Here is a 26,031-nt window from a genome sequence, read left to right as displayed (position 1 = left end):
CCCGGCTGGCCCCGCTCAGCCTTCCTGCGTGATGCGCAGGGTGCGCAGGCGGCGGTAGAGCGTCGCCCGGCTCACCCCGAGCGCGGCGGCGGCCCGCACCTTATTGCCGCCGGCCGACTCCAATGCGTCGATGATCGCCTCCCGCTCGGCCCGTTCGAGGCCCAGGAGGGGGACAGTCCCTTCCCCACGGTGTGATGCGGGCAGCTCAGCCACCGTCACACGGCCGCCCCCAGCCCTCCGCCCAACACGGCCCACGACGTACTCCAGCTCGACCAGGTTGCCCGGCCAGTGCTGCTGCGCCAGGACGCGCACGGCCTCCGGGGAGAACATCGGCGCCGAGGCGCCGTGCACCTGGGCCGCCATAGCCGCCAGCAACGCCGGGAACTCGGCGAGCCGACGGCGCAGCGGCGAGAGCTGGACGCGATGCTCCGTCAACGCGAGCACGGCCGAGACATCGGTCGTCGGCTGCACCTGGGCGGTCATGACAATCCGGCACCGCCCCTGTCGGAGGGCTCGTCTCAGTCCTGGCAAGAGCCGAGGTTCCAGCGCGTCGACGTCGTCAACCACCACCGGCGGGCCGGGCCGCCGCACGAGGGCCTCGAGCCCCCGTAGCCAGGTCGTGTCCTCGGGGGTCTGGGCGCGGCCGACCTCGAGTATGACGGCGTCGGGGCCAGCGATCCTCCGGGCGGCCGCCGTGCGGCCGGAGCCGGGCTCCCCGATCACGCTCACCGAGCCCCGTGCCTCGCGGGCCGCTTCGACGGCCGGAGCCCAGGTCCCGCGCCCCGCCCCCGGCGTGGGACGCGGCGTGGTTTCCGTCGCGGCCCTCTCCAACCGCATCAGGGTCATGCCAGACGCCTCGGACACGTCCGCGACGCTGAAGCCCCCCGCCACGCCCACATCGCCACCGTCGAGCTCCCCCCGCCGCGCTCGCACCGCCAGGGCCCGCAGCTCCGATCCGTCGAGACACCGCACCAACCGCTCCGCCGCGGCATTCAGGAGGATCGACTCCTCACCCACGCCCACCACGGCACTACCCCGGCCCCGGGTGAGGCGGCGGAACTCCGTCAGAAGCCGCAACTCGTCTGCGTACGTGGCCGCGCCTAGCGCCTGCTCAATCTGTCGTCCGAGGTGCCGGGCCAGGCCCTCCACGAGCGTCGGCGTCGCCCCGGCGAACGTCACCACGCTGAGCGCCCCATGGACGCGCCCGACGCCCGGATGCGCGAGGGGCACCCCGAAGCAGGAGAAGGCCCGGAACGCGTCGAGATAGTGCTCCTCCCCGTCGACGGCGACGCCTCGGCCCAGCTCAAGGGCGGCGCCGATCCCGTTGAACCCCGCCGCCTCCTCGGCCAGGCAGACCCCCACATCCAGCCCCCGCCGCCGAATCTGCTCCCCCAACGCCGATTTCCATGGCCCCACGAGGCGGATCAGTCGTCCGCTGCGGTCGGAGGCAAAGAGGAAGAGGTCAAGGCCGGCGAAATCACGCGCCACGTCGGCCAGGGTGGTGGCGACCGCATGGTCGAGTGCCGCCGCGCGTGCCCGCACGTCGAGAGTGGCAGTGGTCAGCGTGTCGTCTGCGCGCACCCCGTGCAACCGGGACCGCCGCCAGCCGGATTCCGTCTCGAGGCGATTCGACACCATGACGGTTATGCCCGCCCGTGCGGCCACTCTGAGATGCACATCACGGTCGAGAAGCCTAGGTGTAGGAGGGCATGACGTTGTTGACTCGGGTCGGTGCCAGTGAGGCCGGAGGAGCGTCTCCGCAGGAGGTATGCGGCCGATGGTAGTTGTAGTGATTCACCCACACCTGAAGGGCCTCACGCCGAGCCCGCTCTGAGGAGTACGGGCGGGCGTAGAGGACCTCGTCCACCATCAGCCGGTTGTAGCGTTCGACCTTCCCGTTGTGACGCGGGGTGTAGGGGCGGATCCGGTGATGCCGGCCCCCGAGCGAGACCACCTTCCGGGTGAAGTCCACGGCCCGGTAGTTGTTGCCGTTGTCCGTGATCACCCGGTCCACGGTGATGCCGTGGGCGGCGAAGAACGCCCTCGCCCGGCAGAAGAACCCGATCGTGGTCACCGTCCGCTCATCCTCCAACGCCTCGGTGTAGGCCAGGCGGGTGTACCCGTCGATCGCCGAGTGCAGGTAGGTGTAGCCGACCCGTCGGCCAGGCCCGCGCTTGGCTGCTCGCGCGTTCTCGGAGTCCCGGCCGTGAGCACGCCAGCCGCCCCCCTCGGGGATGCGTCCGATCTTCTTCACGTCCAGGTGCACCATGTGCCCCGGGCCGCGGGCGGTGATCTTCTGGGGTCGTTGGCGCAGGTCTTCTCCGGCCGGGGTCAGGTCCCGTAGGCGGGAGATCCCGAGTCGGTGCAGCCACCTCCCCACGGTGCGCAGGCACAGCTGGTGGCCTTCGGAGGCGAGGTGGTGATGGATGCGCCGTGCGGACCACTTGCGCTCCCGCCGCAGGGCGTGGATCTGGGCGACCAGGACCGGATCGAGCTGGGCAGGTGAACGGTGCGGCCGGCTGGGCAGGTCCTGAAGGCCGGCTTCTCCCTGGGCGCGGTAGCGGGCGACCCAGGTGGCCACCGTGGGCCGGCTGACGCGGAACTCGGCGGCCACGTGCGCCTGCGGGATCCCGTCGTGCAGGTGGCGTTGGACCATGCGCAGCCGGCCGGTCGGGGTCAGGGGTGCGTTAGCGTGAGTCATGAGTGGGTCTCTTCTGGCAGGTGGGTGGTGTAGGAACTTCCATCCTGCGGGGCGGGGCCCACTCGTCTCATCTCAGCCGGCGCCTCGTGGCAAGAACCTCATGACCCACAACACCTAGGCCGCCCGTCCGCACATCACCAGGACCCCCGCCGTCAGGATGGGCCACCGCCGCCGCGGGTGTCGCAGAACTGCACACCCCGCCCCTACGGCACCGGTCATAGCCTGACTCTGCCACATGTGATCTAGGTCATATTCAGGCGACAGGAATCGACCCTAGTGAATGGAGAACGATTATGCGCGCAGCGCTCGCAATGAAGGTCGGGGGCAAGTTCGAGATCCATGATGTGGTGATCGACGACCCGGTGGGGCGGGAGGTCTTGGTGGACGTGAAGGCCTCCGGCCTGTGCCACTCGGACCTGCACCTCATCGACCACGACTTCGGCCTGCCCCTGCCCGCCGCCGGAGGGCATGAGATCTCCGGTGTCGTCGCCGCGGTCGGCCCCAGCGTGACAAGCCTGAAGCCGGGCGACCGCGTCGTCGCCTGTCTGATCGCCTACTGCGGGGCCTGCGCGCGGTGTCTCGCGGGCCAGACCACCCTGTGCCTGAATCAGGAGGCTGTGGTGCGGGGGCCGGAGGAGAAGCCACGCCTCACACTTCAGGACGGCACGCCCGTCGCCCAGTCCGTCAACGTGGGCGGATTCGCCGAGCAGGTACTCGTCCATGAGAACCAGCTAGCCGTTGTCAACGAGGACATCCCCTTCCCGCAGGCCGCGCTCATCGGTTGCTCGGTCGTCACCGGTGCTGGCGCGGCCATCAACACGGCCCACGTACGGCCCGGTGACACGGTGGCCGTCGTGGGCGTCGGTGGCATCGGCCTCAATGCCGTGAGCGGTGCCCGTCTATGCGGCGCCAAGCGCGTGATCGCGATCGACCTGGACGACTCCAAGCTTGAGGCGGCCCGCCGGTTCGGCGCCACCGACGTGGTCAACTCGGGCTCCGGGGACGCCGTCGAGGCGGTCCTCGGGATCACGGGCACCGGAGTGGACCACGCGTTCGAGGCCATCGGGTTGCCAGTGACCCAGCAACTCGCCCAGGACGTTCTCGGACCTGGCGGAACCGCGTACCTGATCGGCATTGCCCCGCCCGGGACCACGGCCCAGTTCGGCGCCTCGCTCGATTCGCTGTTCGCACAGCGACGCCTGCAGGCGGTGGCCATGGGCTCCTCCAACATCCAGCGCGACATCCCGCTGTACGCCGACCTGTACGTCCAGGGACGTATGGATCTGGACCACATGGTCTCCCAGGAGATCTCCCTCGATGAGATCAATACCGGGTACGAGCGGCTCCTCAACGGCGAGGTGATCCGTTCCGTCATCACCTCGTTCTGATGCCCCACTCCCCATCTCACGACTCCTAGGACGCACCATGACTGAGACATCGAACTCCCCTATGACCGCGCGAGTACGCGCCTTCCTGGACCGCCCCCATCGCCTCCTGATCGGCGGTGAATGGGTCGACGCGGCGTCCGGGAAGACCTTCGAGACCCGGGATCCTGCCACCGGCGAGGTGCTCGCCACGGTGGCGCACGCCGAGCAGGCCGACATCGACGCCGCCGTCGCCGCGGCCCGTGCCGCCTTCGACGAGGGCTCATGGGTGCGGATGCGGCCGAATGTACGCGAGGACCTGCTGTGGCGGATCTCCAACCTGATCACCGAACGCCTCGAGGACTTCGCGCTCCTGGAGTCCCTCGACCAGGGCAAAGGCGTGGGCATCGCCAGCGCCTTTGACGTCCGCGCCGCTGCGGACTGCTTCCGTTACTACGCGGGCTGGCCCTCGAAGCTGCAGGGGGCCGTCAATGCTCCATCCATGCTGCTGGCCCCGCCCGAGGCCGAGTTTCACTCCTACACACGGCGCGAGCCCGTGGGCGTGTGCGGTCAGATCATCCCATGGAACTTCCCGCTGTTGATGGCGGCCTGGAAGATCGCCCCCGCACTGGCCACGGGCAACACCGTGGTCCTCAAGCCCGCGGAGCAGACGCCGCTGACAGCACTGATGCTGGGCGAACTGTTGACGGAGGCAGGCGTGCCGGCTGGCGTCGTCAACATCGTCACCGGCCACGGCGACGCCGGTGCTGCGCTCACCGCCCACCCTGACGTGGACAAGGTCGCGTTCACCGGCTCCACCGAGGTGGGCAAGAAGATCGTGGGGGCGGCGGCCGAAAACTTGAAGAAGGTGTCGCTCGAGCTGGGAGGCAAGTCCCCCAACATCGTGTTCGCGGATGCCAACATCGACGCCGCCGTGGACGGGGCGCTCATGGGATTCACCCTGAACTCGGGTCAGGCCTGCGAGTCCGGCACGCGCGTGTTCGTGCACGCCGACGTCTACGACCGGTTCAACGAGGCCCTCGCCGCGAAGATGCGCCAGATGAGCATCGGTCCGGGCACCGAGGACGCCGCCATCACCCCGCTGGTCTCCCAGGAGCAGCTGGACCGGGTGATGGGCTTCGTTGAGGAGGGCAAGCGGGACGGTGCCGTCGCTCTGACGGGCGGGCAGCGGCACGGCGACGCCGGCTTCTACGTGGAGCCCACCCTCTTCACGGAGACCACCCCGGAGATGTCCATTGTCCGCGAGGAGATCTTCGGCCCGGTGGCCGTCTCCGTGAAGTTCACCGACGAGGACGAAGTGATCCGCGCCGCGAACGATTCGGTATACGGCCTCGCCGCCGCCCTGTGGACCCGGGACGTCTCCCGTGCCCACCGCGTGGCCGCACGGCTCAAGGCCGGCACGGTGTGGGTCAATACCTTCCATGCCCTGGACTCGCAGCTGCCGTTCGGTGGCTTTCGGCAGTCCGGCTGGGGCCGGGAGCTGGGCGCGGAGAGCTTGGAGCTGTACACCCAGGTGAAGTCCGTGACCATCGCACTCTGACAGACGAACGCCAGTCGGTCAGCCGCCGCGGGTGGGATCCTGCGGCGGCTGACCGACATCGGTGGTCATTCACAGGGGCGCCTGCCGCATCCGCCCGTCGCGGCAGGGCTGAGGGCAAGGCCCTGCATTTCAGCGACGCAATCCGGCGCTACGACGCCGGCTCCACGACGCTGACTTCAACCGCGCCTGGATCTTCCTGTGTCTGATCCGAAGATCGGGCCGGTCACGCTTTTCGCATTCGCCTCTCAGCCACCGGTACGGCCACCGCAAGCGGGAGCGCCGCAAGTCTCGGTCCCATCCGTGGCCTCGTGCCCACCGCACGGCTGATCCCCCGCCACCGGATGGGCGGCGAGGGATCAGCCACTGATCGAGGCGGTGCGCTCGGGGTCGGCTGGGCGCTCGCGGGGTGGCAGGTCCTGGCGGTGGTCTCGCTGGCCGCCGTCGTGCCGGCCGCGCGGTGGGTGGATGCGGGGCGCGACGACGTCGACTGAGGCCGAGACGCTGACGCGGACACCGAGGTCGCTTAGTGTGTGGCCATGGTCACTCGCCCCGTGCTCCAGCAGCCGGTGATCGACGCCGTCGACATCCGTTCCGTCGCGGAGTTCTACCGCGAGCTCCTCGGCCTCCACTACCGCGCGGGCGACGAGCTCGCGGACGGTCGCGAGCCGGACAGCGCGGACTGGCTCGTGCTGCTGGACGACGACGGCCGCCGCGTCCTGACATTCCAGCGCACCGACGAACTGAAGCCCAGCACGTGGCCGTCACCCGAGGTGCCGATGCAGCTGCACCTGGATTTCACCGTGCCGGACCGCGATTCCCTCGACGCGGCCCACGACCACGCCCTGCGCCTGGGCGGGCGCCTCGTCCAGGACCGCTCCGACGACGAGGACGAGCCCCTGTACGTGTTCGCGGACCCGGCCGGCCACCCCTTCTGCGTCTTCGTGGGGTGAGCGCGGCAGACCGCGGGGGTGGTTTCACGCACATGTCGAAGACAAAGAAGCCGGTTCAGTGCCGTCGGTAAGGTCGTCGGGTGATCCCGCAACCCACCGATCGACTCACGTTCCGGTGCATGACCGACGCTGACCTCGACGACATGTGCAGGCTCCGCGGAGACGCGGAGGTCATGCGCTACTACCCGCGGGCCAAGTCGCGCAACGAGGTGCAGCGGTGGATCAACTGGTCGAAGGACAACTACGCCAAGCATGGGTTCGGCCTGTGGGTCATCGAACACCGGACCACCGGCGACTTCATCGGTGACTGCGGCCTGACCTGGCAGAACGTCGACGGCCAGGAGGTCCTCGAGGTCGGCTACCACGTCCTGCCTGAACGCCAGGGACAGGGACTGGCAACCGAGGGGGCCTCTGCCTGCCTGCGACACGGGTTCGAGACCCTCGACGCAACGATGGTCACCGCGATCATCAACCCCGACAACATGGCTTCCCGTCGCGTGGCCGAACGAATTGGCATGACCGTGTGGAAGAGGACGCGCGATCCCAGTAGAGCGCCGATCGTGGTCTACAGCAGCCACGGCCAAGAGGCATGACGCACTGAACTGCCGCCATGGGTGCGTGCCCACTGAGGAGACACGCCCTGCGCCCAGCCGGCCAGGCGCTTCTGCGTCTTCGTGGGGTGAGCGCGGCAGACCGCGGCGGCTCAGCCCTCGAGCCGCTGGTCGAACTCCTCGTGGTCCAGCTGGCGGTGCATGCGGTCATCTTCAAGATACGGTGCCGTCCATGCATCTGGACCCGGCCGAGACGAACCGCCGCGCCTACGATGACGCCCGCGTCGTCGCGGGGATCGCCCCGGCGGGGACCGCGTCGAGTGGCGGCGGGGCACGGCGGAGCTGATCGAGCCGGCGTCGGTGGACCTGGCGGTGGACCGCGTCTGGAGCGGCTGGCACGGCCGCCCATTCGACGCGGCGGAGCACCCGCTGATGATCATCGGGGCCTGTCCACAGGGGGCCTGACCCGTCCACCCGTCATGGCAGGATGACGCATGTCACACGTGATGCGAGGGGGAACCATGACGGACACGACCACGGCCCGCCCCATGCGGCCGGCCCACTTCGACGACGACCCGCCCGTCCGCGGGATCGGCCACCTCCGGCACCCGGTGGTGTGGGGCGGGCTGATCGGGGTGGTCGGCGGCGGCGCCTTCCTGTTCGGCGGGATCGCGGGGCTGCCGGCCGAGCACCAGGGCACGCTGCGCGGCAGCGCGATCGCGCTGATCGGCTTCACGTTGGTGGTCGTGCTGCTGCGCCGGCGGGTGCTGCCCGCCGTGCAGGCGCCCGCCCGCGGCGCGTCTACGGGATCGCCGTCGTCACGATGCTGGCGCTCCTCCCCGTGACACGCCTGGTGGCACTCGCGCTCGACGCACCGACGGCGCAGATCGCCCTGGTGGCCGCCGTGGTGGGCGGCCACTTCCTCCCGTTCGCCCGGGCATTCCAGGCCCCGGTGTTCTGGTGGATCGGCGGGGCGATGGCCGTGCTGGGGCTCGCCGGTGCCGTAGTCGCGGTTCTCGGCGATCCCGTGGCCGGGCCCGCGGGGGCGGCCGAAGCGGGAGCTGCGATGCTCGTGATCGTCGCGGCACAGGGTCTGCTGGCGTCCCCTCGGCAGGACTGAGGGCCGGACCATGACCATGCTTCAGGCCATCCGCCGCTACTACGCCGGCTACGCGCAGTTCAGCGGGCGCGCGTCCCGCGCCGACTTCTGGCTCGCGGCGCTCTACGTGTGGCTCCTGCAGGCCGTCGTTCACTTCGTGTCCACCGTCCTGGACGTGTTCCTCCTCGGCTCCCCGGACCTGTCCCTCCGCGACGCGGCCGTCCTCCTGGTGGGGATCACGCACGCGCTCCCCTCGCTCGCCCTGCTCGCCCGGCGCCTCCACGATGCGGGCTTCAGCCGCGCGTGGCTGTTCCTCGGGCTGGTACCGTTCGTCGGCCCGCTCACGCTGCTCGTGTTCGCGCTCCAGCCGTCCGCCCCGCGCCTCGGACACCCCGCCGATGCGTCGGACCCGGTTCCGGCGGGGGCCACGGCCGCGCGGCGCTGACCCCCGCCGCCATGTCCGGCCCGATCAGTGGTCGTGGTCGTCGTGGTCCTCGTCACCGTGCGCGCCCTCCTCGGGCTTCACGGACTCCGGCTGGCCGGTGACCACGGCCATCTCGACCGGGGCGAACTCCAGGTCCTTCTCCAGGACGGTCTCACCGGTCTCCAGGTCCACGGCCACGAGCCTCCGGTTCTCCGCGTCCGTCACGTAGGCGGTGTTCCCGGCGACCTTCAGGATCGGACCGGGCTCCTGCCACTCGTCCTTCTCCTTCCACGGCTCGATCACCGGGTACTCGGCGGTGACCTCACCGGTCTCCTCGTCGATCACGGTGACCTCGCCGTCGTAGGTCAGCACGACCGCGGAGCCGTCCTCAGCGCGGCCGAGCGAGCGGAACCAGTAGGACGAGCCGAGGTCCACGGTGGTGAGCTCATCGGTGCGGGTGTCGATGAGGGCGATCCCCGTGGGCCGCTCGACGGCTTCCTTCGGCTCCTCCTCGACCTTGTGATCACCCAGGACGATGGGTGAGTCATGCAACCCGAACAGGTTCCCGGAGCGCTGGTACTCGGTCTCGACCTCCACCTTGTGGAACTCGCCGTCCCGGTACACGACGGGCCCGTTCTCGCAGCCCATCACGACGACGTCGCCCGCCTCCGTCGGCTGGGCCGCGGCCTCGCCGTGGCTGCCGGGGCAGTCGTCGGTCTCGGCCGTGACCTCGCCGGTCTTCGGGTCGATCACCTGGAGCGTGTTCCGGGAGTCCTCGGTGCCCTGCGTGGTGAAGAGGGTGCCGTCGGAGAGCTCGAGCGCCACGCCGTGGTGCGGGTCCTCGGTCTCGGCCTCCGTCATGACGGGCATGAGGTCCGGGGTCGCCTTGTCCAGGTGGGTCGAGTCGAAGGTCCGGATCGCGCCCGTGCCGTCCGCGAAGAGGGTGGTCTTGCCGTTGTGGGTGACGACGTGGCCGGGATGCTCACCCGGGAACGTTACGCCGGTCATGCCGGGCGCGGACTCGTAGTTGTGGACGTGATCGCCGTGGGCCTTGGCCTGGATGCCGGTGGAGAACACCTCCCAGCCCTTCCCGGTGGTCACCAGGACGTCCTTGCCGTTGCCGGCGTTGCTCAGCCGCGTGAAGCCCGTGATGTCCTGCTCCTTCACCACCTCACCGGACTCGGCGTCGAGCAGCGTGAGCCCGTCCTCGTGCGAGAGCAGGATGCGCGGCGTCACCGCGGAGACCTCGGTGGTCTGGGTCGGGTCGACGCGGTCCTCCGCGGAGACGGAGGAGGCCGCCGTCGCCTCACCCGCCGGCGACTGGGCGCCGCCCGCGGCGGAGGCGGGTGCCGACGTCGGGCCGGACGGGTCGGCGTCCGCGCCGCACGCCGTCAGGGCGATGGCCGCGGCGGCGAGGGTGGCGGAGAAGGTGGCGGTGCGCGTGGAACGGCGCTGCGGGGCGAAGTGGGACACGGGGAGCCTTTCACGAGGGCGAGAAGATGCGACTGATTCACAATAAGAACTGTTGCGGATGGTTCGCAATACTGCGGTGGACCCCGCCCCGGCATCTCGGCGGCGCCGACGGCGCGCCCCCGTCGCGGGAACCGGCACGTGACGCCCTCGACGCGGCGACCGGGCCGTCAACGGCACGCCGCTCGGGCGCCACTACCGGCTGGGCGGCTGAGGCGTCGGGCGGTGCGGCGCGCGGCGGAGCCCGTCAGGCCAGGCCGCGCGCCGCATGCCAGGCGGCGATCCGCTCGAGCGCCTCGTGGACGGCGTCCGGGCCGGCGGCGAAGGAGAGCCGGACGGACTCGGGCCCGTGGACGGCGTCGAAGTCGTCGCCGGGGGTCAGCGCGACGCCGGCCTCCTCCAGCAGGGCGGCGCAGTAGCCGACGGCGCTGCCGAACTCCGCCAGCATGCCCGGGGCGAGACGGGCCCAGAGGTAGAAGGCGCCGTCGGCGGGGGCGGCGTCGGCCCAGCCGAGCCGGGGCAGGGCGGCCAGCACGACGCCGCGCGTCGCCGTGAAGCCGCCGGCCTGCTCGGCACAGAACGCGTAGGACTCCTCGCTGAACGCGTGGACGGCCGCCTCCTGGGCCGCGGCGGGCGGGCAGAGGGCGACCGAGCCGGCGAGGCCGTCGACCGCGGCGGCGAGGTCGTCCGGCATGAGCATCCAGCCCAGCCGCCAGCCGGGCATGCCCCAGTACTTGGAGAACGAGCTGACCACGAGCGCGGTGCGGGAGGTGCGCCATGCGCAGGCGCCGAGCCCCTCCCCGTCCGTGTGCACGATGCCGTGGTAGATCTCGTCCGAGACGAGCCGCACACCGCGTTCCTCGCACCAGCGGGCGAGTTCGGCGAGCTCGGCGGCGCTGACCATCGTGCCCGTGGGATTGGCCGGGGAGGCGAGCACGAGCCCCGCGACCGGGCCCTCCGCGAGCGCCGCCTCCAGGTGGGCGACCGTGGGCTGGTAGCGGGTGCCGGCGTCGACGTCCACGTCCACCACCTCCACCCCGAGCGCCGTGAGGATGTTGCGGTACGCCGGATAGCCGGGGCGCGGCAGGAGCACGCGGTCCCCCGGGGGGAACGCCGCGAGGAAGCCGAGCATGAACGCCCCCGAGGAGCCCGTGGTGATCGCGACCTGCTCGGGGCGCACGTCGAGCCCGTACCAGCGGCGGTAGTGGCCGGCGACGGCGGCCCGCAGCTCCGGCAGGCCCAGCGCCGGGGTGTAGGTGAGGGCACGGCCGGAGGCGTGGACGGCGGCGGCCGCGGCGTCGACGGCGGGCGGGGCGCCCCCGCCCGGCTCCCCCGCGCACAGGCTGACGACGTCGTGGCCGGCGGCACGGAGTTCGGCGACCCGGCCGAGGATGCTCATCACCGTGAACGGTGGCACCTGAGACCGGGCGGACGGCGCGAAGGCGGGGGTGGCGGTGGGGGCAGGGGCGGCGGTGCTGGCGGGGTCGGCGGTGCTGGAACGGGACGGGCGACGCATGGCCCGAGGCTACCCCCCGCTTTCGTTCGGGAAACGGCGCCCCGGGGACGACTTTCGTTGACGAAACGGGCGGGCGGGCCGCCGTTTCCCGAACGAAAACGTCGCGACACGCCGCCGTTTCCCGAACGAAAACGTCCGGCCCGCCTCGCGCGGCCCTCACTCCTCGGCGCCGAGCATCTCCCGGATGTCCTCGGCGGTGAGGGAGTCGGTGAAGGCGCCGGCGCCGGAGTCGTCGGACTCGTCCATGAGCGCGCCGAACAGCTCGGCCTTGCGCCGCTGCAGCTCGAGCACCTTCTCCTCGATCGTCCCCTCGGACACGAGCCGGTAGACCATCACGGTCCGCTCCTGCCCGATCCGGTGCGCCCGGTCCACGGCCTGCGCCTCCGCGGCGGGGTTCCACCACGGATCCATGAGGAACACGTAGTCCGCCTCGGTCAGGGTCAGGCCGAAGCCGCCCGCCTTCAGGGAGATCAGGAACACCGGCGCCTCGCCCTCGCGGAACCCGCGGATCACCTCGGCGCGCCCGCGCGTGGACCCGTCCAGGTACGCGTGCTCGATCTCCAGGTGGTCCAGCTCCTCGGCCACCACGCGCAGGAAGGACGTGAACTGGCTGAACACGATCACCCGGTGGCCCTCGGCAATCACCTCGGTGAGGTCGTCGAGGAACCGCTCGAGCTTCGAGCTGGGCACGGAGGCGTACTGGTCGTCGACGATCTGCGGCGCCAGCGCGAGCATCCGCAGCAGCGTGAGCGACTTGAAGATGGTGAACCGGTTGCCGTCCATGTCCCCCAGCAGGCCGAGGACCTTGCGCCGCTCGCGCTGCAGCACGCGGTCGTAGAGCTTGCGGTGGGCCGGCTCGAGCTCCACCTGGAGGATCTGCTCCTGCTTGGGCGGCAGGTCCTTCGCCACGAGCTCCTTGGAGCGGCGCAGCATGAACGGGCGCACGCGGCGGCGCAGGGCCGCCATCCGCTCGGGGTCCCCCCCGGTCTCGATGGGGGTCACGTAGGCCTCGCGGAACCGGCGGTGGCTGGGGAACAGGCCCGGCACGACGACGCCCAGCAGCGCCCACAGGTCGCTGAGGGAGTTCTCCATCGGCGTGCCGGTGATGGCCAGCCGGAAGGGGGCGCGCAGGTCCCGGGCCACGGCGTGCACCTTCGCGGCGCGGTTCTTCAGGAACTGCGCCTCGTCGAAGACCACCCCGCCCCAGTCCAGTCCGCCGTACTGGCCGGCGTCGATCCTCAGGAGCGTGTAGCTGGTGACCACCACGTCCGCCCCCGCCACCTCGTCCGCCACGGCGGTGCCGCGCTTGCGGGTGGTGGTGTCCAGGACGCGCACGTCGAGGTCCGGGGTGAACTTCTCGGCCTCGGCCGCCCACACGGACACCACGGAGCTGGGGGCCACCACCAGGAACGGGGGCCGCTCGGGCCGGGCCTGGCGTGCGTGGGCGAAGAGCGCGAGGGTCTGGACGGTCTTGCCCAGGCCCATGTCGTCGGCCAGGATCCCGCCGAGGTCCTGCTCCCACAGGAACGCGAGCCAGCGCAGGCCCTCCTCCTGGTAGGGACGCAGGTCGGCCTTCAGGCCGGCGGGGCGCGGGGCCTCGGGGAGGCGCTCGACGGCGGCCAGACGCCCGACGGCGGCGGTCCACTCCGGGTCCTCGTCCACCTCGTCCGCGAGCTCCTTGAGGTCCTCCCAGAAGCCGACCTGGTGCCGTGAGACGGGGGTGTGCTCCGGGGTCCACTCCTGCAGGGTGGCGGCCTCGGAGAGCAGGGCGCGCAGGCGGTCGAAGGCGGGGTGGTCGAGGCCCAGGTAGGAGCCGTCCGCGAGGATCAGCGTGGTCTTGCCCTGCACGAGCGCGGTGAACAGCTCCACGAACGGCAGCACGTGCCCGTCCACGGAGACCTGCACGCCGAGGTCGAACCAGTCGTTCTGCGTGGCCTTCGTGCCGACCTCGATGCGCGGGGCGGCCTTCAGCTCGCGGTAGTCGGGGCGGTCGCCGGTGACGTCCACGCGCACGTGGTCGGCGCGCTGCAGCAGCGGCAGCACCTGCTCGGAGAACCGGGCGGCGCCCACGCCCTCGAGGACCTGCTCCTCGGCGCGGCCGGCGCGCGGCCAGAGCTCGGCCACGGCGCGCAGCACCGCGTCCTCGTGCCGGGTGTCCCGCAGGGGGTCGCCGCCGGCGTCGAGGCCGAGTTCGCGGGGCGGGTCGAAGTAGAGCCAGGACCAGCGCAGCACGAGCTCGTGGCCGGGTCGGAAGTCGGCGCGCAGCCGCAGCACGGGCGGCTCGAACTCGGGCAGCTCCACGGAGGCGTCGCCGCTGGTCACGGGCAGGGCGCCACGCAGCCGCGGGTAGATCCGGCCGAGGAACTCCTCGCGGTCCGCGGCGGGCACGCGCACGGGCCCGCCGGCGAGCACGAGCTGCTGCACGGCCTCGGGGACGGGGCGTGCGGCGGGGATCAGGTGGAGCACGGCCTCCTCGTCCGTGAGCTCCACGCGGTAGAAGCCGATGCCTCCCACGGCGTGCACACCGCTCAGCCCGGGGCCGGGCTGGGCCGGGTCCAGGGACGGGGCCACGTCCAGGCCGCCGTCGGGGGCGCGGGTGACGTCCAGCCCGACGGCGACGGGCGCCTCCAGCACCACGTCCGTCAGCAGCCCCAGCGGCACGAGCTCCACCCCGACCTCGCGGGCCTCCGCGAGCAGCTGCCAGATCCGCGGGGAGTCGAAGACGTGCAGACCGAACCAGGCGTCGCCCGGGTAGGAGTCCTCGGCCTGGACCTGACGCCAGATCAGGCGCATCGCCCGCTCCTGGGCGGGGGCGAACTCGGCGCGCGGGAACTGGAACGCCTTCCACGTCAGCCCGCCCTTGATCCACGTCCCCTTGGCCCCGCGCTTGAGCGGGCGCACGGTCACGTACAGCGGGCGGCCCTCGCGCACCTGCTCCTCCCCGGCGGTCGCCGGGCTCCACTGCTGGAACGCGTTGCGGGAGGACTCGGCCACGAGCTCCACGCCGATCGCCAGCGCGGGCGGCGTGCCCACCCGGCGCGGGCCGTGGAGTCCGGCCAGCGGCTCCATGACCCGTCGCCAGTCCAGGCCGGCAGGGGGTGGGGGTGCCGCCCCGTCCGCGGCCGGGGCGTCGATGCCGGCCGGGCCGCCGTCGTCGTGGCCCCGTCCGGCGGGCGCGGGCAGCGCGTCCGCCGTGGTGACCATCTCGGCGAGCTTGCGGCGGGCGTCGTCGAGGGCCTGGTCGGCGTCGAGGCGGACCGCCTGGTAGAGCGCCGCGGCCACGTGCTTGCAGTCCGTCCCGACCGGGCACGTGCAGCGCCCGCCCACCGGCTCCATGAGGGCGCCGGCGCTGTCCGCCGCGGCGGCGTCGTCGTAGGCCTCCTGCAGCTGCACCTGCACCCGGTAGGGGCTGGGCGCGGTGCCCTGGACGGAGGCGCTCAGACGGCCGGTGGCGGCGTCGTAGCGCAGGCGCCCCACGGCGCCCGACGCGGCCACGGCGAAGCCGCGGTCCGCACTGGTGGGCCCGACGACGGCGCGGATGGCCTCGGTGCGCAGGTGCGGCAGGACGTCTCCGGAATCTGCAGTGGCCATAGCGAGCAGTCTTTCACGGACCGTGCCGGGCCCGCTCCGACCGACGCCGGCCCGGCGGCGTGCCGACCCCTGGGCCCGGGGTCCGCACACCCGAGACCTTCAGGCCGGCCCGCCCCGGACCCTAGAGTGCGCCTATGGCGTCCACACAGCCCTCCCCCGTCCCCGCCGGTGCCACGCCGGCGCCCCACACCTCCCCCCTCGGCCTGTCCCTGCCGGAAGGCCGGGGCCGTCGCGTCCTCGTCACCGGTGCCACCGGGTACGTGGGCGGGCGCCTCATCCCCGAGCTGCTCGCCGCCGGCTTCGACGTCCGGGCCGGCGCCCGCAACCCCTCCGACCTCGCGGACCGGCCGTGGTCGGACAGCATCGAGGCGGTGGAGCTCGACCTCACCGAGGCGGACCTCGTCGAAGCCGCCATGCAGGACGTGCACACCGTGCTCTACCTCGTGCACTCCATGGGCGGGGGCGGCGACTTCGTGGCCCAGGAGCAGCGGATCGCGGACATCGTGGGCACCGCCGCGGACACGGCCGGCGTGGCCCAGCTCGTCTATCTCTCCGGCCTGCACCCGGACACGATCCCCGTCGCGGAGCTGTCCGACCACATGCGCTCCCGCGCGCTCGTGGCCGAGCGTCTCGAGCGGGCGGCGACCCCGGCACTGACGTTCGAGGCCGGGGTGATCATCGGCTCGGGCTCCACCTCGTTCGAGATGATCCGCCACCTCGCCGAGCGGCTGCCCGTGATGCCCGGCCCGTCCTGGCTGAAGAACCGGGTGGAGCCGCTGGCCATCCGCGACGTCCTGTACTACCTGCTGCAGGCCTGCGCCCTCCCGGAGCCCGTGCAGCTGAGGGCCCAGATCGGCAACGGACATCCCCAGTCGTTCGCGAGCGTGCTGGTGGACTATGCCAAGGCCGCCGGCCTGTCCCGGCGCATCGTGATCCCCACCCCGTTGCCCTTGAAGACCCTGGCGGGCTTCTGGATCGGCACGGTGACCCCCATCCCGGTCGGGGTGGCCCTGCCCCTGGCCGCATCCCTCGCCGAGGAGGCGGTCGTGGAGGACCACTCGGTCCGCGACCTCATCCCGGACCCGCCGGGCGGGCTGACCTCCTACATGGACGCCGTGCGGCTGGCGCTGAAGCGGGAGAAGGAGGGTCCCCTGGACGTCACCTTCGACGCGGACATCCAGAGCTCCGCGGACCCGGCCGCCCCCCTGCCCTCGGATCCCGAGTGGGCCGGCACCACGGTCTACACGGACGAGCGCGAACGCGAGTCCGACCTGCCCGCGCAGGAGGTGTGGCCGGTGATCGAGTCGGTGGGCGGCGCCAACGGATGGTATTCCACCCCGCTGCTGTGGAGGATCCGCGGGCTGATGGACAAGCTGGCCGGCGGGCCCGGCCTGACCCGCGGCCGGCGGGACCCGGACCACCTGCGACGCGGCGACGCCGTGGACTGGTGGCGGGTGGAGGACGTGGAGCCGGGGCGGCGGCTGACGCTGCGGGCGGAGATGAAGGCGGGCGGGCGGGCCTGGCTGCAGCTGAGCACCGAACCGCGGGAGGGCGGCGGCTCCGTCTACCGCCAGCGGGCGGTCTTCATGCCGGACGGCCTGCTCGGACGCGCCTACTGGACCGCCATCCTGCCCTTCCACGCCGTGGTGTTCCCGGAGATGGCCGCGAACATCCTGGCAGAGGCCCAGCGACGGCACGACGGCGGCGAGCGTCCCCGCAGCCGCGGCCTGCTGCGGCCGCTGGTGGACCGCCTGCCCCTGCGTCGCAACCCGCTGGACAGGCGAGCGCGCGACGCCGACGGCGCTCAGTCGCAGGACTGACCGTCGGGGCCACGCCCCCAGCGGGACCGGGGGTGTGCCCGGGCCGCCCGGCGCAGCCAACGCCGCCCGGGGGACAGTCGGGCCCAGTTGACCTGCAGGGTGGTGACGGCCATCCGGCCCTGCCGCACCCGCTGGCGCAGGGAGTGGAAGATGCGCCCGGCGACCTCCACCCGCAGGTCCGGATCGAACCGGATCCGGCGGCCGGCCAGGGCCAGCTGGAAGGACAGGTCCAGGTCATCGTGCACGTCCCCGCGCTCGCGGTGGACCCGGGTCCGCACAGCCTGCCACGCCTCGGCGCGCAGGGCGCAGTTGGAGCCCCAGACGGGGGTGGCCGCCACCGCGGCGCCCGCCCCCCAGCGGTACGCGCCGGTGTAGAGCGCCGCCCGCACCCGTCCCCGGAGGCCGGGCTGGTCGTGGAAGGTCCCCGGCCCGGTGAGGGCATCGAGCCCGGGGTCGGCGTCGAACCGGGCCACGATCCGTTCGAGCCAGTCCGCGGGCATCCGCGTGTCGGCGTCGCAGCGCACCAGCAGCTCCCCCACCGCAGCGTCCAGGCCGGTGGCCGCCGCGGCCGGGACCCCGCGGCGCGGCTCGTGCACCACCCGCGCGCCGGCGGCGCGGGCGAGCACCGCCGAGTCGTCCGCGCAGCCGTTGTCCACCACCACCACCTCCAGCGCCGGCCGGCTCTGGGCGGCCAGCAGTGCGAGGCACACGCGCAGGTGGTCGGCGTCGTCGAGCACCGGGACGACCACGGAGACCGTGGGGCGGGCCGGGGTCACCGGATGCGCTCCCGGCGCACGGCGAGGGCGGCGCCGACCCCGGCGCCGACGAGGTCGGCGGCGAGGTCGCCGATGGTGTCCGTGTAGCCCACACCGATCTCGGGGGTCACCGCCGTGTGCCCCCACCATTCGGCCAGCTCCCACACCACGCCCAGGGCCACGGCGGCGGCCGCGATCCCCAGCCCGGCCAGGCCCCGGCCGAGCAGAGCCACGGCCTGCCCGGCCTCGGTCCCCCGACGCCGGAGCCATGCCCCCACCACCAGTGCCGTCAGACAGGCGACCACGGCGGAGGCGACGGCGTGCACGAGCAGGTCCAGCCACGGCACCCGCGGGTAGAGGCCGATGACGCTCAGCCACCCGGCCAGCAGCAGGACCGCCTGTGCTGCCCAGTCCAGGGCGCCGCCCGGGGCGAGCCAGCGGGTGAGCCACTGGGAGCCGAACACGAGCAGCATCGCCGCCGCGGACGGCCATCCGGCGTGCACCGCCGAGACCGGGACGAGGATCAGGCCGAGCGCGCGCAGCAGGTCTGCGGGGATCAACGGCAGCATGTCAGCGATCGTCCGGGTGGGGGCGGCGTCGCGGCCGACGGCCGCGCCGATCGGCACGACGACGGCTCGTCAGCAGCAGCCAGAGCGCCGGCAGCAGCAGGGCGGAGCCGAGCGGGTAGGCGAAGTCCTCCACGGGTGCCCGACCCACGTAGGCACCCACCAGCAGCTCATGACCGTAGTCGAAGAGCCCCGCGGCGATCATCACGTTGTCGAAGACCGCCGTGAGCACCCACAGGGCCACCAGGGTGGCCGCCACGGCCCGCAGGTGCCCGCCCCGCACGCGGCCGACGAGGACGGCGCCCATGAGCACGGCCAGGGCGAAGCCCACGAAGACGAGGACGAGGTCGAGGAAGGTCACCGGCTCCCCCGACCGGTCGGATCGGCCGGCGTCGCGGCACGGGCGTCGCGTCCTCGGCCGCGCAGCAGGCGCAGCGTCCCGGTGAACAGCACCATCGTGATCTGGCTGAGGAAGAGCAGGAAGAACCCCTCCTCCAGGGGCAGCTGGGGGGCGAGCATCACCCCGGTCATGTAGGGCGACTGCCGGTGCAGGAACACGCCTTCGGCGATCCCCCACAGGTCCCAGGCGAAGAAGTAGGCCACCCCGGCGGCCAGCACCAGCAGCGCCGGGAGCGGGCGATGCCACAGGAACAGCTCGAAGCGCCGGTCCACCAGCAGCATGCAGCCGATGACACCCAGCAGGGCCAGCAGGTAGATCATGCCGCTGCCCCCCGGGTCAGCGCCCACCCGATCAGCAGCAGGGTCACGAGGAAGCCGGTCACGTAGTTCAGGGGGAGGAACAGCTGCCAGCCGCGGTGGGCCGCGCCCGAGGTGGCGTCCGTGATGCGGCGGAAGCGCAGGGCGTTCACCACGTAGGGCACGGCCAGCAGCGCCGCGAGCGGGCCCGGCGGCTCGGTGGCCAGCAGCAGCAGGCCCGCCGCCGTGTACAGGCCGGCGGCGAGCAGGACGGTGCGCCGGGCGCCCAGCACGGTGGCCACCGAGGCCAGGCCCCCCTCCCGGTCCGGCACCACGTCCTGCACGGCCCCGAACATCTGCGAGGCCATGCCCCACAGGAAGAACGCCCCCAGCAGCGCCGCCAGGGCGGGCGTGGGGGTCGCCCCGGCGAGCACGAGGCCGTAGACCGCGGGGGAGACGAAGTGGGTGGCGGAGGTCGCGGCGTCCAGGAAGGGCCGCTCCTTGAACCGCAGCCCCGCCCAGGAGTACGCCACCACCGCGAACAGGCTCACCGCCAGCACCAGCACGGCGGCCCACTCGCCCCGCACGGCGGACCAGCCCGCGAGCACGGCCACGAACGGCACGGGCAGCAGCACCGACCACGCCAGCACCCGGCGGCGCACCGCGGGGTCGCCCAGCACGGAGCCCTCCACGCCCCCCTTGCGGGGGTTGCGCAGGTCCGAGGCGAAATCGAACACGTCATTGATGCCGTACATGGCCAGGTTGTAGGGCACCAGGAAGAACACGACGCCCAGGACCACCAGCCACGCGGGCAGCCCCCCGGTCAGGATCGCGGCGGCGGCGAACGGGTAGGCCGTGTTCACCCAGCTGACCGGCCGGGACGCCCAGAAGAGGGTGCGGATCATGTGCCGCTCCCCCCGGGGCCCGCGGGCCGGGCCCTGCGCGCGTCGTTGCGCAGTTCGTCCCGGACCACTTCGGCGGAGATCAGGCACATGGGCACCCCGATTCCCGGGCGCACCGAGGAGCCCGCGTACATCAGGCCGGCCACGTCCGCGTCCCGCACCGAGGGGCGGAACATGGCCGACTGCGCCAGCGTGTGCCCGGGGCCCAGCAGCGAACCCCGCCAGGCGTGCACGTCCGCGGCGAAGTCACCGGGCCCGTAGGTGCGCCGCACCACGATGCGCTCGGCCAGGTCGGGGATCCCGGCCCAGCGGGCCAGCTGATCGAGGGCCCGGTCCGCCACGGCCTCCACCTGGGCGTCCCCGGCGCGGTCCACCCGCCAGCTCTGGCCGTCACGGACCCGGATGCCGCCGCGCCCCCACCCCGGCTCGGCGGGGGCCGGGACGAGGATGAAGAGGTTCTCGTCGCCCTCCGGGGCCACGCCCGGGTCCGTGGCGGAGGTGCGCGAGACGTAGATCGACGTGTCCGCGGCGAGGTCCTCCCCCCGCTCGATGCGCCCGAAGTTGTCCTCCCAGTCCGCCGTGAACAGCAGGGTGTGGTGGGCCAGCTGGGGCAGGGATCCGCGCACCCCCACGCACACGAGCACGCCGGAGGGACCGGGGTCGCGCCGGTCCCACGTGGACTCCGCGACGCGCCGGCCGGGAGGCAGCAGACGGGTCTGCACGTGGTGCAGGTCCGCGGCGGCCACCACCACATCGGCGTCGAGGCGTCCCGCGGCGCCGTCGTCGGACCGCCAGGCGACGCCGGTCACCCGGCCCGGGCGGCGACGTCGGCCCTCGTCCCCGCGGGCTGCTCCCGGCCTGGGCAGGCGGGCGGCCAGGCGTCCGAGGCGGCCGGCGGGGGCGGGACGGTCCACCACCTCGACGGCGGTCGCCTCGACCCCGGTGCGGATCTCCACGCCGACCTCGCGCACGACCTCCGCCATGGCGTCCACCAGGGCCGCGAAACCGCCGAGGGGGTACTGCACGCCGTCGGCGAGGTCCAGATGGGACATCAGGTGGTACATGGCGGGGGCACGGTCGGGGGACGTGCCGAGGAAGACCGCCGGGTAGCCCAGGATCTGGCGCAGCCGGGGGTCCTGGAAGCGGGCCGCGACGTGGGAGCGCAGGCCCCCCAGCAGCTGGGGCCCGAGGGCCGGCAGGGCGCGCAGGACGTCCGGGTGGGCCAGGGCGGCCGGCCGGCGGAAGTCCGTGTAGAGGAAGTGGTCCTTGGCGAGCCCGTAGATCCGGGACGCGGAGTCGAGGTAGGCCCGCAGGCGGCGCCCGGCGCCGGGCTCGAGGGACTCGAACAGCGCCTCCGCGTGGCCGGTGCGCACGTCCACGGGGGGCTCGTGGAGGTGTTCCTCGAAGTACACCCGGTAGCCGGGGTCCAGGCGGCGCAGGTCCAGCCGTTCCGCGGCGGAGGTCCCCATGAGGCGGAACCAGCGGTCGATCACCTCGGGCATCAGGTACCAGGAGGGCCCGGTGTCGAAGGTGAACCCCGCCTCGGACCAGCGTCCGGCACGGCCGCCCAGGACGGCGCCGCGCTCCAGCAGCGTCACCCGGTGCCCGTCACGGGCCAGCAGGCCCGCCGTGGCCAGTCCGGCGAACCCGCCGCCCACCACCACGGTGCGCGGGCCGGGAGCGGTGTCCCGGGCGCTCATCGGCGGCCTCCCCGGCGGCCCCGTGCCAGGACGCGGGCGGCGATCCGGGCCTTCTGGCGGTCCGGCACCCGGATACGGCGGTGGGCCAGCTCGGCCGCCGGGGTCGCCTCGATCCGGTCCACCAGGGCCGCGAACAGTCCGTGCGCCAGGGCCACGGCGCGCCCGGCCCCGGGGTCCAGGGCACGGATGCCGGGAAGGGCGGCGTCGAGGTCGGCGCGGACCTCGGCCACGAGCTCGGCCTTGCGCGCCTCGGTGAGCACGCCCGGTGCGGCACCGGGCAGGTAGGTGCGGCCCAGCTCGTGGTGGTCCGCGGCCAGGTCCCTGAGGAAGTTGACCTTCTGGAACGCCGCCCCCAGCCGGGAGGCCTGCGCGCGCAGCTCCTGCCGCTGGCCCGGGGTCCGGGCCCGCGTGCCGGGGAGGGAGAGGAAGACCTGCAGGCACATCAGTCCCACCACCTCGGCCGAGCCGTGGATGTAGGCGTCCAGGGATTCGGCGCCGTGCTCGCGGATCCCCAGGTCCGCGCGCATGGAGGCGAAGAAGGGACGGGTCAGCTCCGGGGTGATGCCGTGGCGACGGGCCACGTCGGCGAAGGCGTGCAGGACCGGGTCGGTGGCGAAGCCCGACGCCATCGCGGCCTCACATGCCCGCTCATAGTCGTCCAGGGCGGCGCGGACCCCGGCCTCGTCGAGCCCGGCGGCCACCGCGACGCCGTCGACCACCTCGTCGGCGACGCGGACCATGGCGTAGATCGTCGCCACGTCCTGGCGTGCCTGCCGGGGCAGGGTGCGGCAGGCCCAGGAGAAGGACGTGGAGTAACGGCGGATCACCTGGGCCGCTGCGGCGTGGGCCGTCCGCGTGTACAGCGCGGCAGGGATCGGGGCGGGCGCGGCCATCTCAGGACCTCCGGGTCAGCACGGCGTGGCAGGCGTCGGCGAACTCCGCCCGGACCGTCTCGTCCAGGGGCAGGGCCGCGATGCGCTCGCGGGCGCGGACGGTGAGCTCGGCGGCGACGTCGAGGGCGTGCTCCCGGGCACCGGCCGCCTCGAGGGCGCGGCGGGCGGCCTCGATGTCCGCGGGGGTGGCCGGGCCCGCGTCGAGCAGGGCGCGGACGGCGGGGATGCGGCGGCCGTGGGCGGTGAGCACGGTGGCCTTGCCCTCGCGCAGGTCGCCGTCGGCGGACTTGCCGGTCTCCCCGGGATCGCCGAACACGCCGAGGACGTCGTCGATCACCTGGTAGGCGGCGCCGAGGTCGGCGCCGGCCTCGCCCATCGCCCGGGCGAGGTCGGGATCCGCCCCGGCCAGGAGGGCGCCGGCGCGCAGGGGCGCGCCGACCGTGTAGTGCGCCGTCTTGAGCCGTTGCATGGCGAGGATGCGGTCGGGATCGGGCTCCTCACCGGTGTGGCGGGACAGCCCCAGGAGCACGTCCTCGAGCTCGCCGGCCGCAGTCACGGCGGCGGCGTCGAAGACGACGGCGGCGGCCTCGGCGGCCCGGGCGGTGTCGGCGGCACAGGTGGCGGCGAGCCGGAACGCCTGGGTGAGCAGGACGTCCCCCGCGATGAGGGCGACGGCGACCCCGGCGTGGGCGGCGTCCGCAGCGGGCACCCCGCGGGCCTCGAGGCGGTGCCGGGCGGAGGCGTGCACGGCGGGCTGGCCGCGCCGCAGCACGTCCCGATCGATGACGTCGTCGTGGACGAGCAGCGCGGTGTGCAGCAGTTCGAAGGCGGCCCCGAGTCGGTCGACGGCAGCGCGGCCGGACGGAGGGACCGGGTCGGCGGTCGCCAGGCGCCAGCCGAGCTCGACGAGACGGGGGCGGATGAGCTTGCCGGCGCCCACATGGACGTGGAGCGAGTCGAGCAGCTCGGCGAAGGCGGCGGATCCGGGTGCCTGGGCCGCGGCATGCCGGAGCGCGGCGTCCAGCTCGGCGGTCACCCCGGAGAGCGCGGCCTCGCCGCCCGTCCTCGCTTCACCCATGGCGCCTCCTCGGTGGCGGACACGACGCGGCACCGACCGCCGCATCTGTTCGACCGTCTAACTTCTGGACGCAGAAGACACTACGGGCCGCGCCGGTCCCGCGTCCATCCGCGGCGGTCCCGGGCGGCGCGATCTCACGACGCACGGGGCCGCCGGCGGGATCAGGCGTCGGCGGACGCCGTCTCCAGGGTGATCTCCGGGTCCACGATCTGACCCTCCCACTCACCGGAGACCCCGTACACGACGCAGTGCTTCTCGTCGGTGCCGTAGTTGCCCAGCTCGGAGGAGGTCAGGACGGCCCCGTTCAGCTGGTCCTCCTTCTCCTCGCTCAGGCGCTGGGCCTGGGCGGTGCAGGTCTGGGCGGCGGCCGGGTCGGCCTCCTCACCCTCGGCCACGGCCGGCACGGCCCAGAGGTACTCCGCGGTGTGGGCGCCCTCGCAGTCGGTGGTCTCGAAGGAGGACAGGTCACGGGCGCCGAGCGGGGCGGTGAAGCACGTGCCGGCCTCGTAGTCGGCCGGGGCCGCGGACAGCGACGACGCCGAGGCGGACGACGACTCCGCACCCTGCGCGGACGCGGAGGCGGGCGCCGTCGTCGAGGCGGACGCGTCGGCGTCGGACGAGTCCTGACCGCCGCACGCGGTGAGGGCCAGCAGCGCGGCAGCGGACACGCCGGCAAGACGGGCGGAACGGGACAGGGCGGCGAAGGCCATGGGGGTGCTCTCCTCGAGTGACGTGGGACGCGCCGGGGTGTGGCGCCGACCTCAGCACTCTAGCCACGCCCGGCCGTCGGGATCGGACTGAGGTGACGTGGCCCACATCTGATGGGTGGCCCGGCTCGCCTGCCACACTGAGAGGCATGCAGACCCCGGCCACGCCCTCCCCGCCCGACCGCCCCTCCCCCGTCGCCCGACCGTGGTTGGCGGCCTCGGACGTCCCGGTCGCAGGCCCCGACGACGTCGAGCGCGTGGTCCTGCTGTCCCCGGAGGGCGAGGCCGTGGGCACGGAGGCCAAGGCCACGGTCCACCGCCGCACCGAGGACGGCGGCACGCCCCTGCACCTGGCCTTCTCCTGTCACGTGTACGACGAGGCCGACCGGTTCCTGCTCACCCGCCGGGCGCTGGGCAAGGCGGCGTTCCCCGGGGTGTGGACCAACGGGTTCTGCGGGCACCCCGGCCCCGGCGAGTCCCCCGCGGAGGCCGTGCTGCGCCGCGCCCCGCAGGAGCTGGGCGTGGAGGTGTCCGACGTCGTCGAGGTGCTCCCCGACTTCCGCTACCGGGCCGCAGACGCCTCCGGCATGGAGGAGCACGAGATCTGCCCGGTGTTCCGGGCCCGGATGCACGGCGACCCCGCCCCGGAGCGGGACGAGGTCGCGGAGTGGTGCTGGGTGGAGCCGGCCGATCTGGCCGCCGCCCTGGCCGCCGTCCCCCGGGCGTTCAGCCCGTGGCTCGTGGAGCAGTGGCAGCAGGGGGCGTTCGACCCGCGGTGAGCGGCCGGCGCGGCGACGCCGCGCGGGCCGTCAGCGGCCGTTGACGTCGTCGAGGTGGGCGGCAGTGGACTGCACGGCCTCGTCCTGCGCCGGCTCGGCGTCGCCCTGCTGGCCCTGCTGCTCCTCGGCCAGGCGGCGGACCTCTGCGATGTCGAGGCCCTTGACCTGGTCGAGCAGCTGCTCGAGCGCGGTGCCCGGCAGGGCGCCGGCCTGGGAGAACACGAGCACGCCGCCGCGGAAGGCCATGAGCGTGGGGATGGAGGTGATGCCGGCCATCGCCGCCAGCTGCTGCTGGTCCTCCGTGTCGACCTTGGCGAACACGACGTCCTCGTGCTTCTCGGAGGCGGCCTCGAACACGGGGGCGAACTGGCGGCACGGGCCGCACCAGCCGGCCCAGAAGTCCACGAGCACGGTGTCGTTCTCGGCGACGGTGGAGCCGAACTCCTCGAGGGTCAGGTCCTTGGTGGCCACGGTGGGTCCTTTCGTCAGCGGGGCCGACGCGCTCACGCCGGCGATCGTCCTGCCGACCACAACGGACACCCCGCCGCACCTATTCCGCCCCACCCCGCTTTCGTTCGGGAAACGGCGGCGTGTCCCGGCACTTTCGTTCGGGAAACGGGCGCCTTCCACGCACTGTCGTGGCCGAGACGGGAGCCGTCGTCGCCGCTTCCTAGATGTAGGAGGGCATGACGTTGTTGACTCGGGCCGGGGCCAACGAGGCCGGAGGGGCGTCCCCGCAGGAGGTATGAGGCCGATGGTAGTTGTAGTGGTTCACCCACACCGCCAGGGCCTCACGCCGAGCCTGCTCTGAGGTGTAGGGGCGGGCGTAGAGGACCTCATCGACCATCAGCCGGTTGTACCTCTCCACCTTCCCGTTATGGCGCGGGGTGTAGGGCCGGATCCGGTGA

Annotated in this window: 26 protein-coding genes; 10 read left to right on the top strand and 16 right to left on the bottom strand. The window is 73.1% G+C overall.

From position 1 onward, the window contains the following. Nucleotides 1-15 precede the first annotated feature (15 nt). Nucleotides 16-1,638: a helix-turn-helix domain-containing protein gene (locus ACTSKS_RS09555; RefSeq protein ID WP_069941395.1), complete on the bottom strand. Its 1,623-nt coding sequence runs from the start codon at nucleotides 1,636-1,638 to the stop codon at nucleotides 16-18. A 55-nt stretch (nucleotides 1,639-1,693) separates the two neighbouring features. Beyond that, nucleotides 1,694-2,701 (bottom strand): IS481 family transposase, encoded by a 1,008-nt coding sequence (locus tag ACTSKS_RS09550; RefSeq protein ID WP_387027469.1) that lies wholly within the window; start codon nucleotides 2,699-2,701, stop codon nucleotides 1,694-1,696. A gap of 293 nt (nucleotides 2,702-2,994) precedes the next feature. Here ACTSKS_RS09550 and ACTSKS_RS09545 point away from each other — a divergent pair, with 293 nt between their 5' ends. The 8 genes from ACTSKS_RS09545 (at nucleotide 2,995) to ACTSKS_RS09510 (ending at nucleotide 8,671) form a co-directional block, all read left to right on the top strand. Further along, nucleotides 2,995-4,089, top strand: coding sequence for a zinc-binding dehydrogenase (locus ACTSKS_RS09545; protein WP_020626558.1), 1,095 nt, complete (start codon nucleotides 2,995-2,997; stop codon nucleotides 4,087-4,089). 37 nt (nucleotides 4,090-4,126) lie between these two features. Further along, nucleotides 4,127-5,626: an aldehyde dehydrogenase family protein gene (locus ACTSKS_RS09540; RefSeq protein ID WP_036314923.1), complete on the top strand. Its 1,500-nt coding sequence runs from the start codon at nucleotides 4,127-4,129 to the stop codon at nucleotides 5,624-5,626. A 308-nt stretch (nucleotides 5,627-5,934) separates the two neighbouring features. Continuing rightward, nucleotides 5,935-6,117, top strand: coding sequence for a hypothetical protein (locus ACTSKS_RS09535; protein WP_020626556.1), 183 nt, complete (start codon nucleotides 5,935-5,937; stop codon nucleotides 6,115-6,117). A 45-nt stretch (nucleotides 6,118-6,162) separates the two neighbouring features. Next, nucleotides 6,163-6,576 (top strand): VOC family protein, encoded by a 414-nt coding sequence (locus ACTSKS_RS09530; protein WP_036314920.1) that lies wholly within the window; start codon nucleotides 6,163-6,165, stop codon nucleotides 6,574-6,576. An 80-nt stretch (nucleotides 6,577-6,656) separates the two neighbouring features. Next, nucleotides 6,657-7,169 carry a GNAT family N-acetyltransferase gene (locus ACTSKS_RS09525; protein ID WP_020626554.1) on the top strand — a complete coding sequence of 171 codons (513 nt, stop codon included), beginning with the start codon at nucleotides 6,657-6,659 and terminating at the stop codon, nucleotides 7,167-7,169. 479 nt (nucleotides 7,170-7,648) lie between these two features. Beyond that, entirely contained in the window at nucleotides 7,649-7,972 is a 324-nt protein-coding gene (locus ACTSKS_RS09520) for a hypothetical protein (protein WP_020626551.1), read from the top strand. Nucleotides 7,973-7,980: 8 nt separating this feature from the next. Continuing rightward, nucleotides 7,981-8,247, top strand: a complete 267-nt coding sequence (locus ACTSKS_RS09515; RefSeq protein ID WP_230278152.1) for a DUF7010 family protein — start codon at nucleotides 7,981-7,983, stop codon at nucleotides 8,245-8,247. 10 nt (nucleotides 8,248-8,257) lie between these two features. Continuing rightward, nucleotides 8,258-8,671 carry a DUF805 domain-containing protein gene (locus tag ACTSKS_RS09510; RefSeq protein WP_020626549.1) on the top strand — a complete coding sequence of 138 codons (414 nt, stop codon included), beginning with the start codon at nucleotides 8,258-8,260 and terminating at the stop codon, nucleotides 8,669-8,671. A 24-nt stretch (nucleotides 8,672-8,695) separates the two neighbouring features. Here the strand turns inward: ACTSKS_RS09510 and ACTSKS_RS09505 are convergent, their stop codons facing one another. The 3 genes from ACTSKS_RS09505 to ACTSKS_RS09495 form a co-directional block, all read right to left on the bottom strand. After that, nucleotides 8,696-10,123, bottom strand: coding sequence for an outer membrane protein assembly factor BamB family protein (locus ACTSKS_RS09505; RefSeq protein ID WP_036381339.1), 1,428 nt, complete (start codon nucleotides 10,121-10,123; stop codon nucleotides 8,696-8,698). A 244-nt stretch (nucleotides 10,124-10,367) separates the two neighbouring features. Further along, nucleotides 10,368-11,636 (bottom strand): aminotransferase class I/II-fold pyridoxal phosphate-dependent enzyme, encoded by a 1,269-nt coding sequence (locus ACTSKS_RS09500; RefSeq protein ID WP_041103388.1) that lies wholly within the window; start codon nucleotides 11,634-11,636, stop codon nucleotides 10,368-10,370. 156 nt (nucleotides 11,637-11,792) lie between these two features. Then, nucleotides 11,793-15,227 carry a DEAD/DEAH box helicase gene (locus ACTSKS_RS09495; RefSeq protein ID WP_442927494.1) on the bottom strand — a complete coding sequence of 1,145 codons (3,435 nt, stop codon included), beginning with the start codon at nucleotides 15,225-15,227 and terminating at the stop codon, nucleotides 11,793-11,795. A 134-nt stretch (nucleotides 15,228-15,361) separates the two neighbouring features. On the opposite strand from ACTSKS_RS09495, the gene ACTSKS_RS09490 reads away from it, so the two are divergent. After that, nucleotides 15,362-17,047, top strand: coding sequence for an SDR family oxidoreductase (locus ACTSKS_RS09490; RefSeq protein ID WP_442927493.1), 1,686 nt, complete (start codon nucleotides 15,362-15,364; stop codon nucleotides 17,045-17,047). Here ACTSKS_RS09490 and crtX read toward each other — a convergent pair. The 9 genes from crtX to ACTSKS_RS09445 all read right to left on the bottom strand — a co-directional run bounded on the left by crtX (nucleotide 17,032) and on the right by ACTSKS_RS09445 (nucleotide 24,347). After that, nucleotides 17,032-17,823 carry a C50 carotenoid glucosyltransferase CrtX gene (gene crtX, locus ACTSKS_RS09485; RefSeq protein WP_442927492.1) on the bottom strand — a complete coding sequence of 264 codons (792 nt, stop codon included), beginning with the start codon at nucleotides 17,821-17,823 and terminating at the stop codon, nucleotides 17,032-17,034. The two genes, ACTSKS_RS09490 and crtX, sit on opposite strands and share 16 nt — an antisense overlap. Then, nucleotides 17,820-18,371, bottom strand: a complete 552-nt coding sequence (locus ACTSKS_RS09480) for a hypothetical protein (protein WP_377680964.1) — start codon at nucleotides 18,369-18,371, stop codon at nucleotides 17,820-17,822. The genes crtX and ACTSKS_RS09480 overlap by 4 nt, the downstream gene beginning before the upstream one ends. A 1-nt stretch (nucleotide 18,372) precedes the next feature. Next, entirely contained in the window at nucleotides 18,373-18,729 is a 357-nt protein-coding gene (gene crtYh / locus ACTSKS_RS09475; RefSeq protein ID WP_350748492.1) for a C50 carotenoid gamma-cyclase subunit beta CrtYh, read from the bottom strand. Further along, a complete protein-coding gene (crtYg, locus tag ACTSKS_RS09470) occupies nucleotides 18,726-19,115 on the bottom strand; it encodes a C50 carotenoid gamma-cyclase subunit alpha CrtYg (protein WP_350748495.1) in 390 nt (129 codons plus the stop codon). The genes crtYh and crtYg overlap by 4 nt, the downstream gene beginning before the upstream one ends. Beyond that, a complete protein-coding gene (locus ACTSKS_RS09465; RefSeq protein WP_442927491.1) occupies nucleotides 19,085-19,969 on the bottom strand; it encodes a prenyltransferase in 885 nt (294 codons plus the stop codon). The genes crtYg and ACTSKS_RS09465 overlap by 31 nt, the downstream gene beginning before the upstream one ends. After that, nucleotides 19,966-21,666 (bottom strand): phytoene desaturase family protein, encoded by a 1,701-nt coding sequence (gene crtI / locus ACTSKS_RS09460; RefSeq protein ID WP_036384342.1) that lies wholly within the window; start codon nucleotides 21,664-21,666, stop codon nucleotides 19,966-19,968. Before crtI ends, ACTSKS_RS09465 begins: the two co-directional genes overlap by 4 nt. Continuing rightward, nucleotides 21,663-22,559 (bottom strand): phytoene/squalene synthase family protein, encoded by an 897-nt coding sequence (locus ACTSKS_RS09455; protein WP_036384340.1) that lies wholly within the window; start codon nucleotides 22,557-22,559, stop codon nucleotides 21,663-21,665. The genes crtI and ACTSKS_RS09455 overlap by 4 nt, the downstream gene beginning before the upstream one ends. A 1-nt stretch (nucleotide 22,560) precedes the next feature. Beyond that, on the bottom strand, nucleotides 22,561-23,637 hold the full coding sequence (locus tag ACTSKS_RS09450) for a polyprenyl synthetase family protein (RefSeq protein ID WP_010079993.1): 1,077 nt from the start codon (nucleotides 23,635-23,637) through the stop codon (nucleotides 22,561-22,563). 161 nt (nucleotides 23,638-23,798) lie between these two features. Further along, a complete protein-coding gene (locus ACTSKS_RS09445) occupies nucleotides 23,799-24,347 on the bottom strand; it encodes a hypothetical protein (RefSeq protein ID WP_036384338.1) in 549 nt (182 codons plus the stop codon). A gap of 146 nt (nucleotides 24,348-24,493) precedes the next feature. Between ACTSKS_RS09445 and idi the strand changes: the two genes are divergently transcribed. Further along, the gene (gene idi / locus ACTSKS_RS09440) at nucleotides 24,494-25,123 is read left to right on the top strand and encodes an isopentenyl-diphosphate Delta-isomerase (RefSeq protein WP_036384334.1); all 630 of its coding nucleotides are present in this window, start codon (nucleotides 24,494-24,496) and stop codon (nucleotides 25,121-25,123) included. Between the two features lie 30 nt (nucleotides 25,124-25,153). Here idi and trxA read toward each other — a convergent pair whose 3' ends face one another. Further along, nucleotides 25,154-25,594 carry a thioredoxin gene (gene trxA, locus ACTSKS_RS09435; RefSeq protein ID WP_052007086.1) on the bottom strand — a complete coding sequence of 147 codons (441 nt, stop codon included), beginning with the start codon at nucleotides 25,592-25,594 and terminating at the stop codon, nucleotides 25,154-25,156. Nucleotides 25,595-25,793: 199 nt separating this feature from the next. After that, the coding region (locus tag ACTSKS_RS09430) for an integrase core domain-containing protein (RefSeq protein ID WP_442927490.1) at nucleotides 25,794-26,031 on the bottom strand (238 nt) is incomplete at its 5' end.

The organism is Micrococcus sp. TCR-5 (genome assembly GCF_052220525.1).
GTDB lineage: Bacteria > Actinomycetota > Actinomycetes > Actinomycetales > Micrococcaceae > Micrococcus > Micrococcus luteus.
This window is presented reverse-complemented; position numbering and strand designations above follow the sequence as displayed.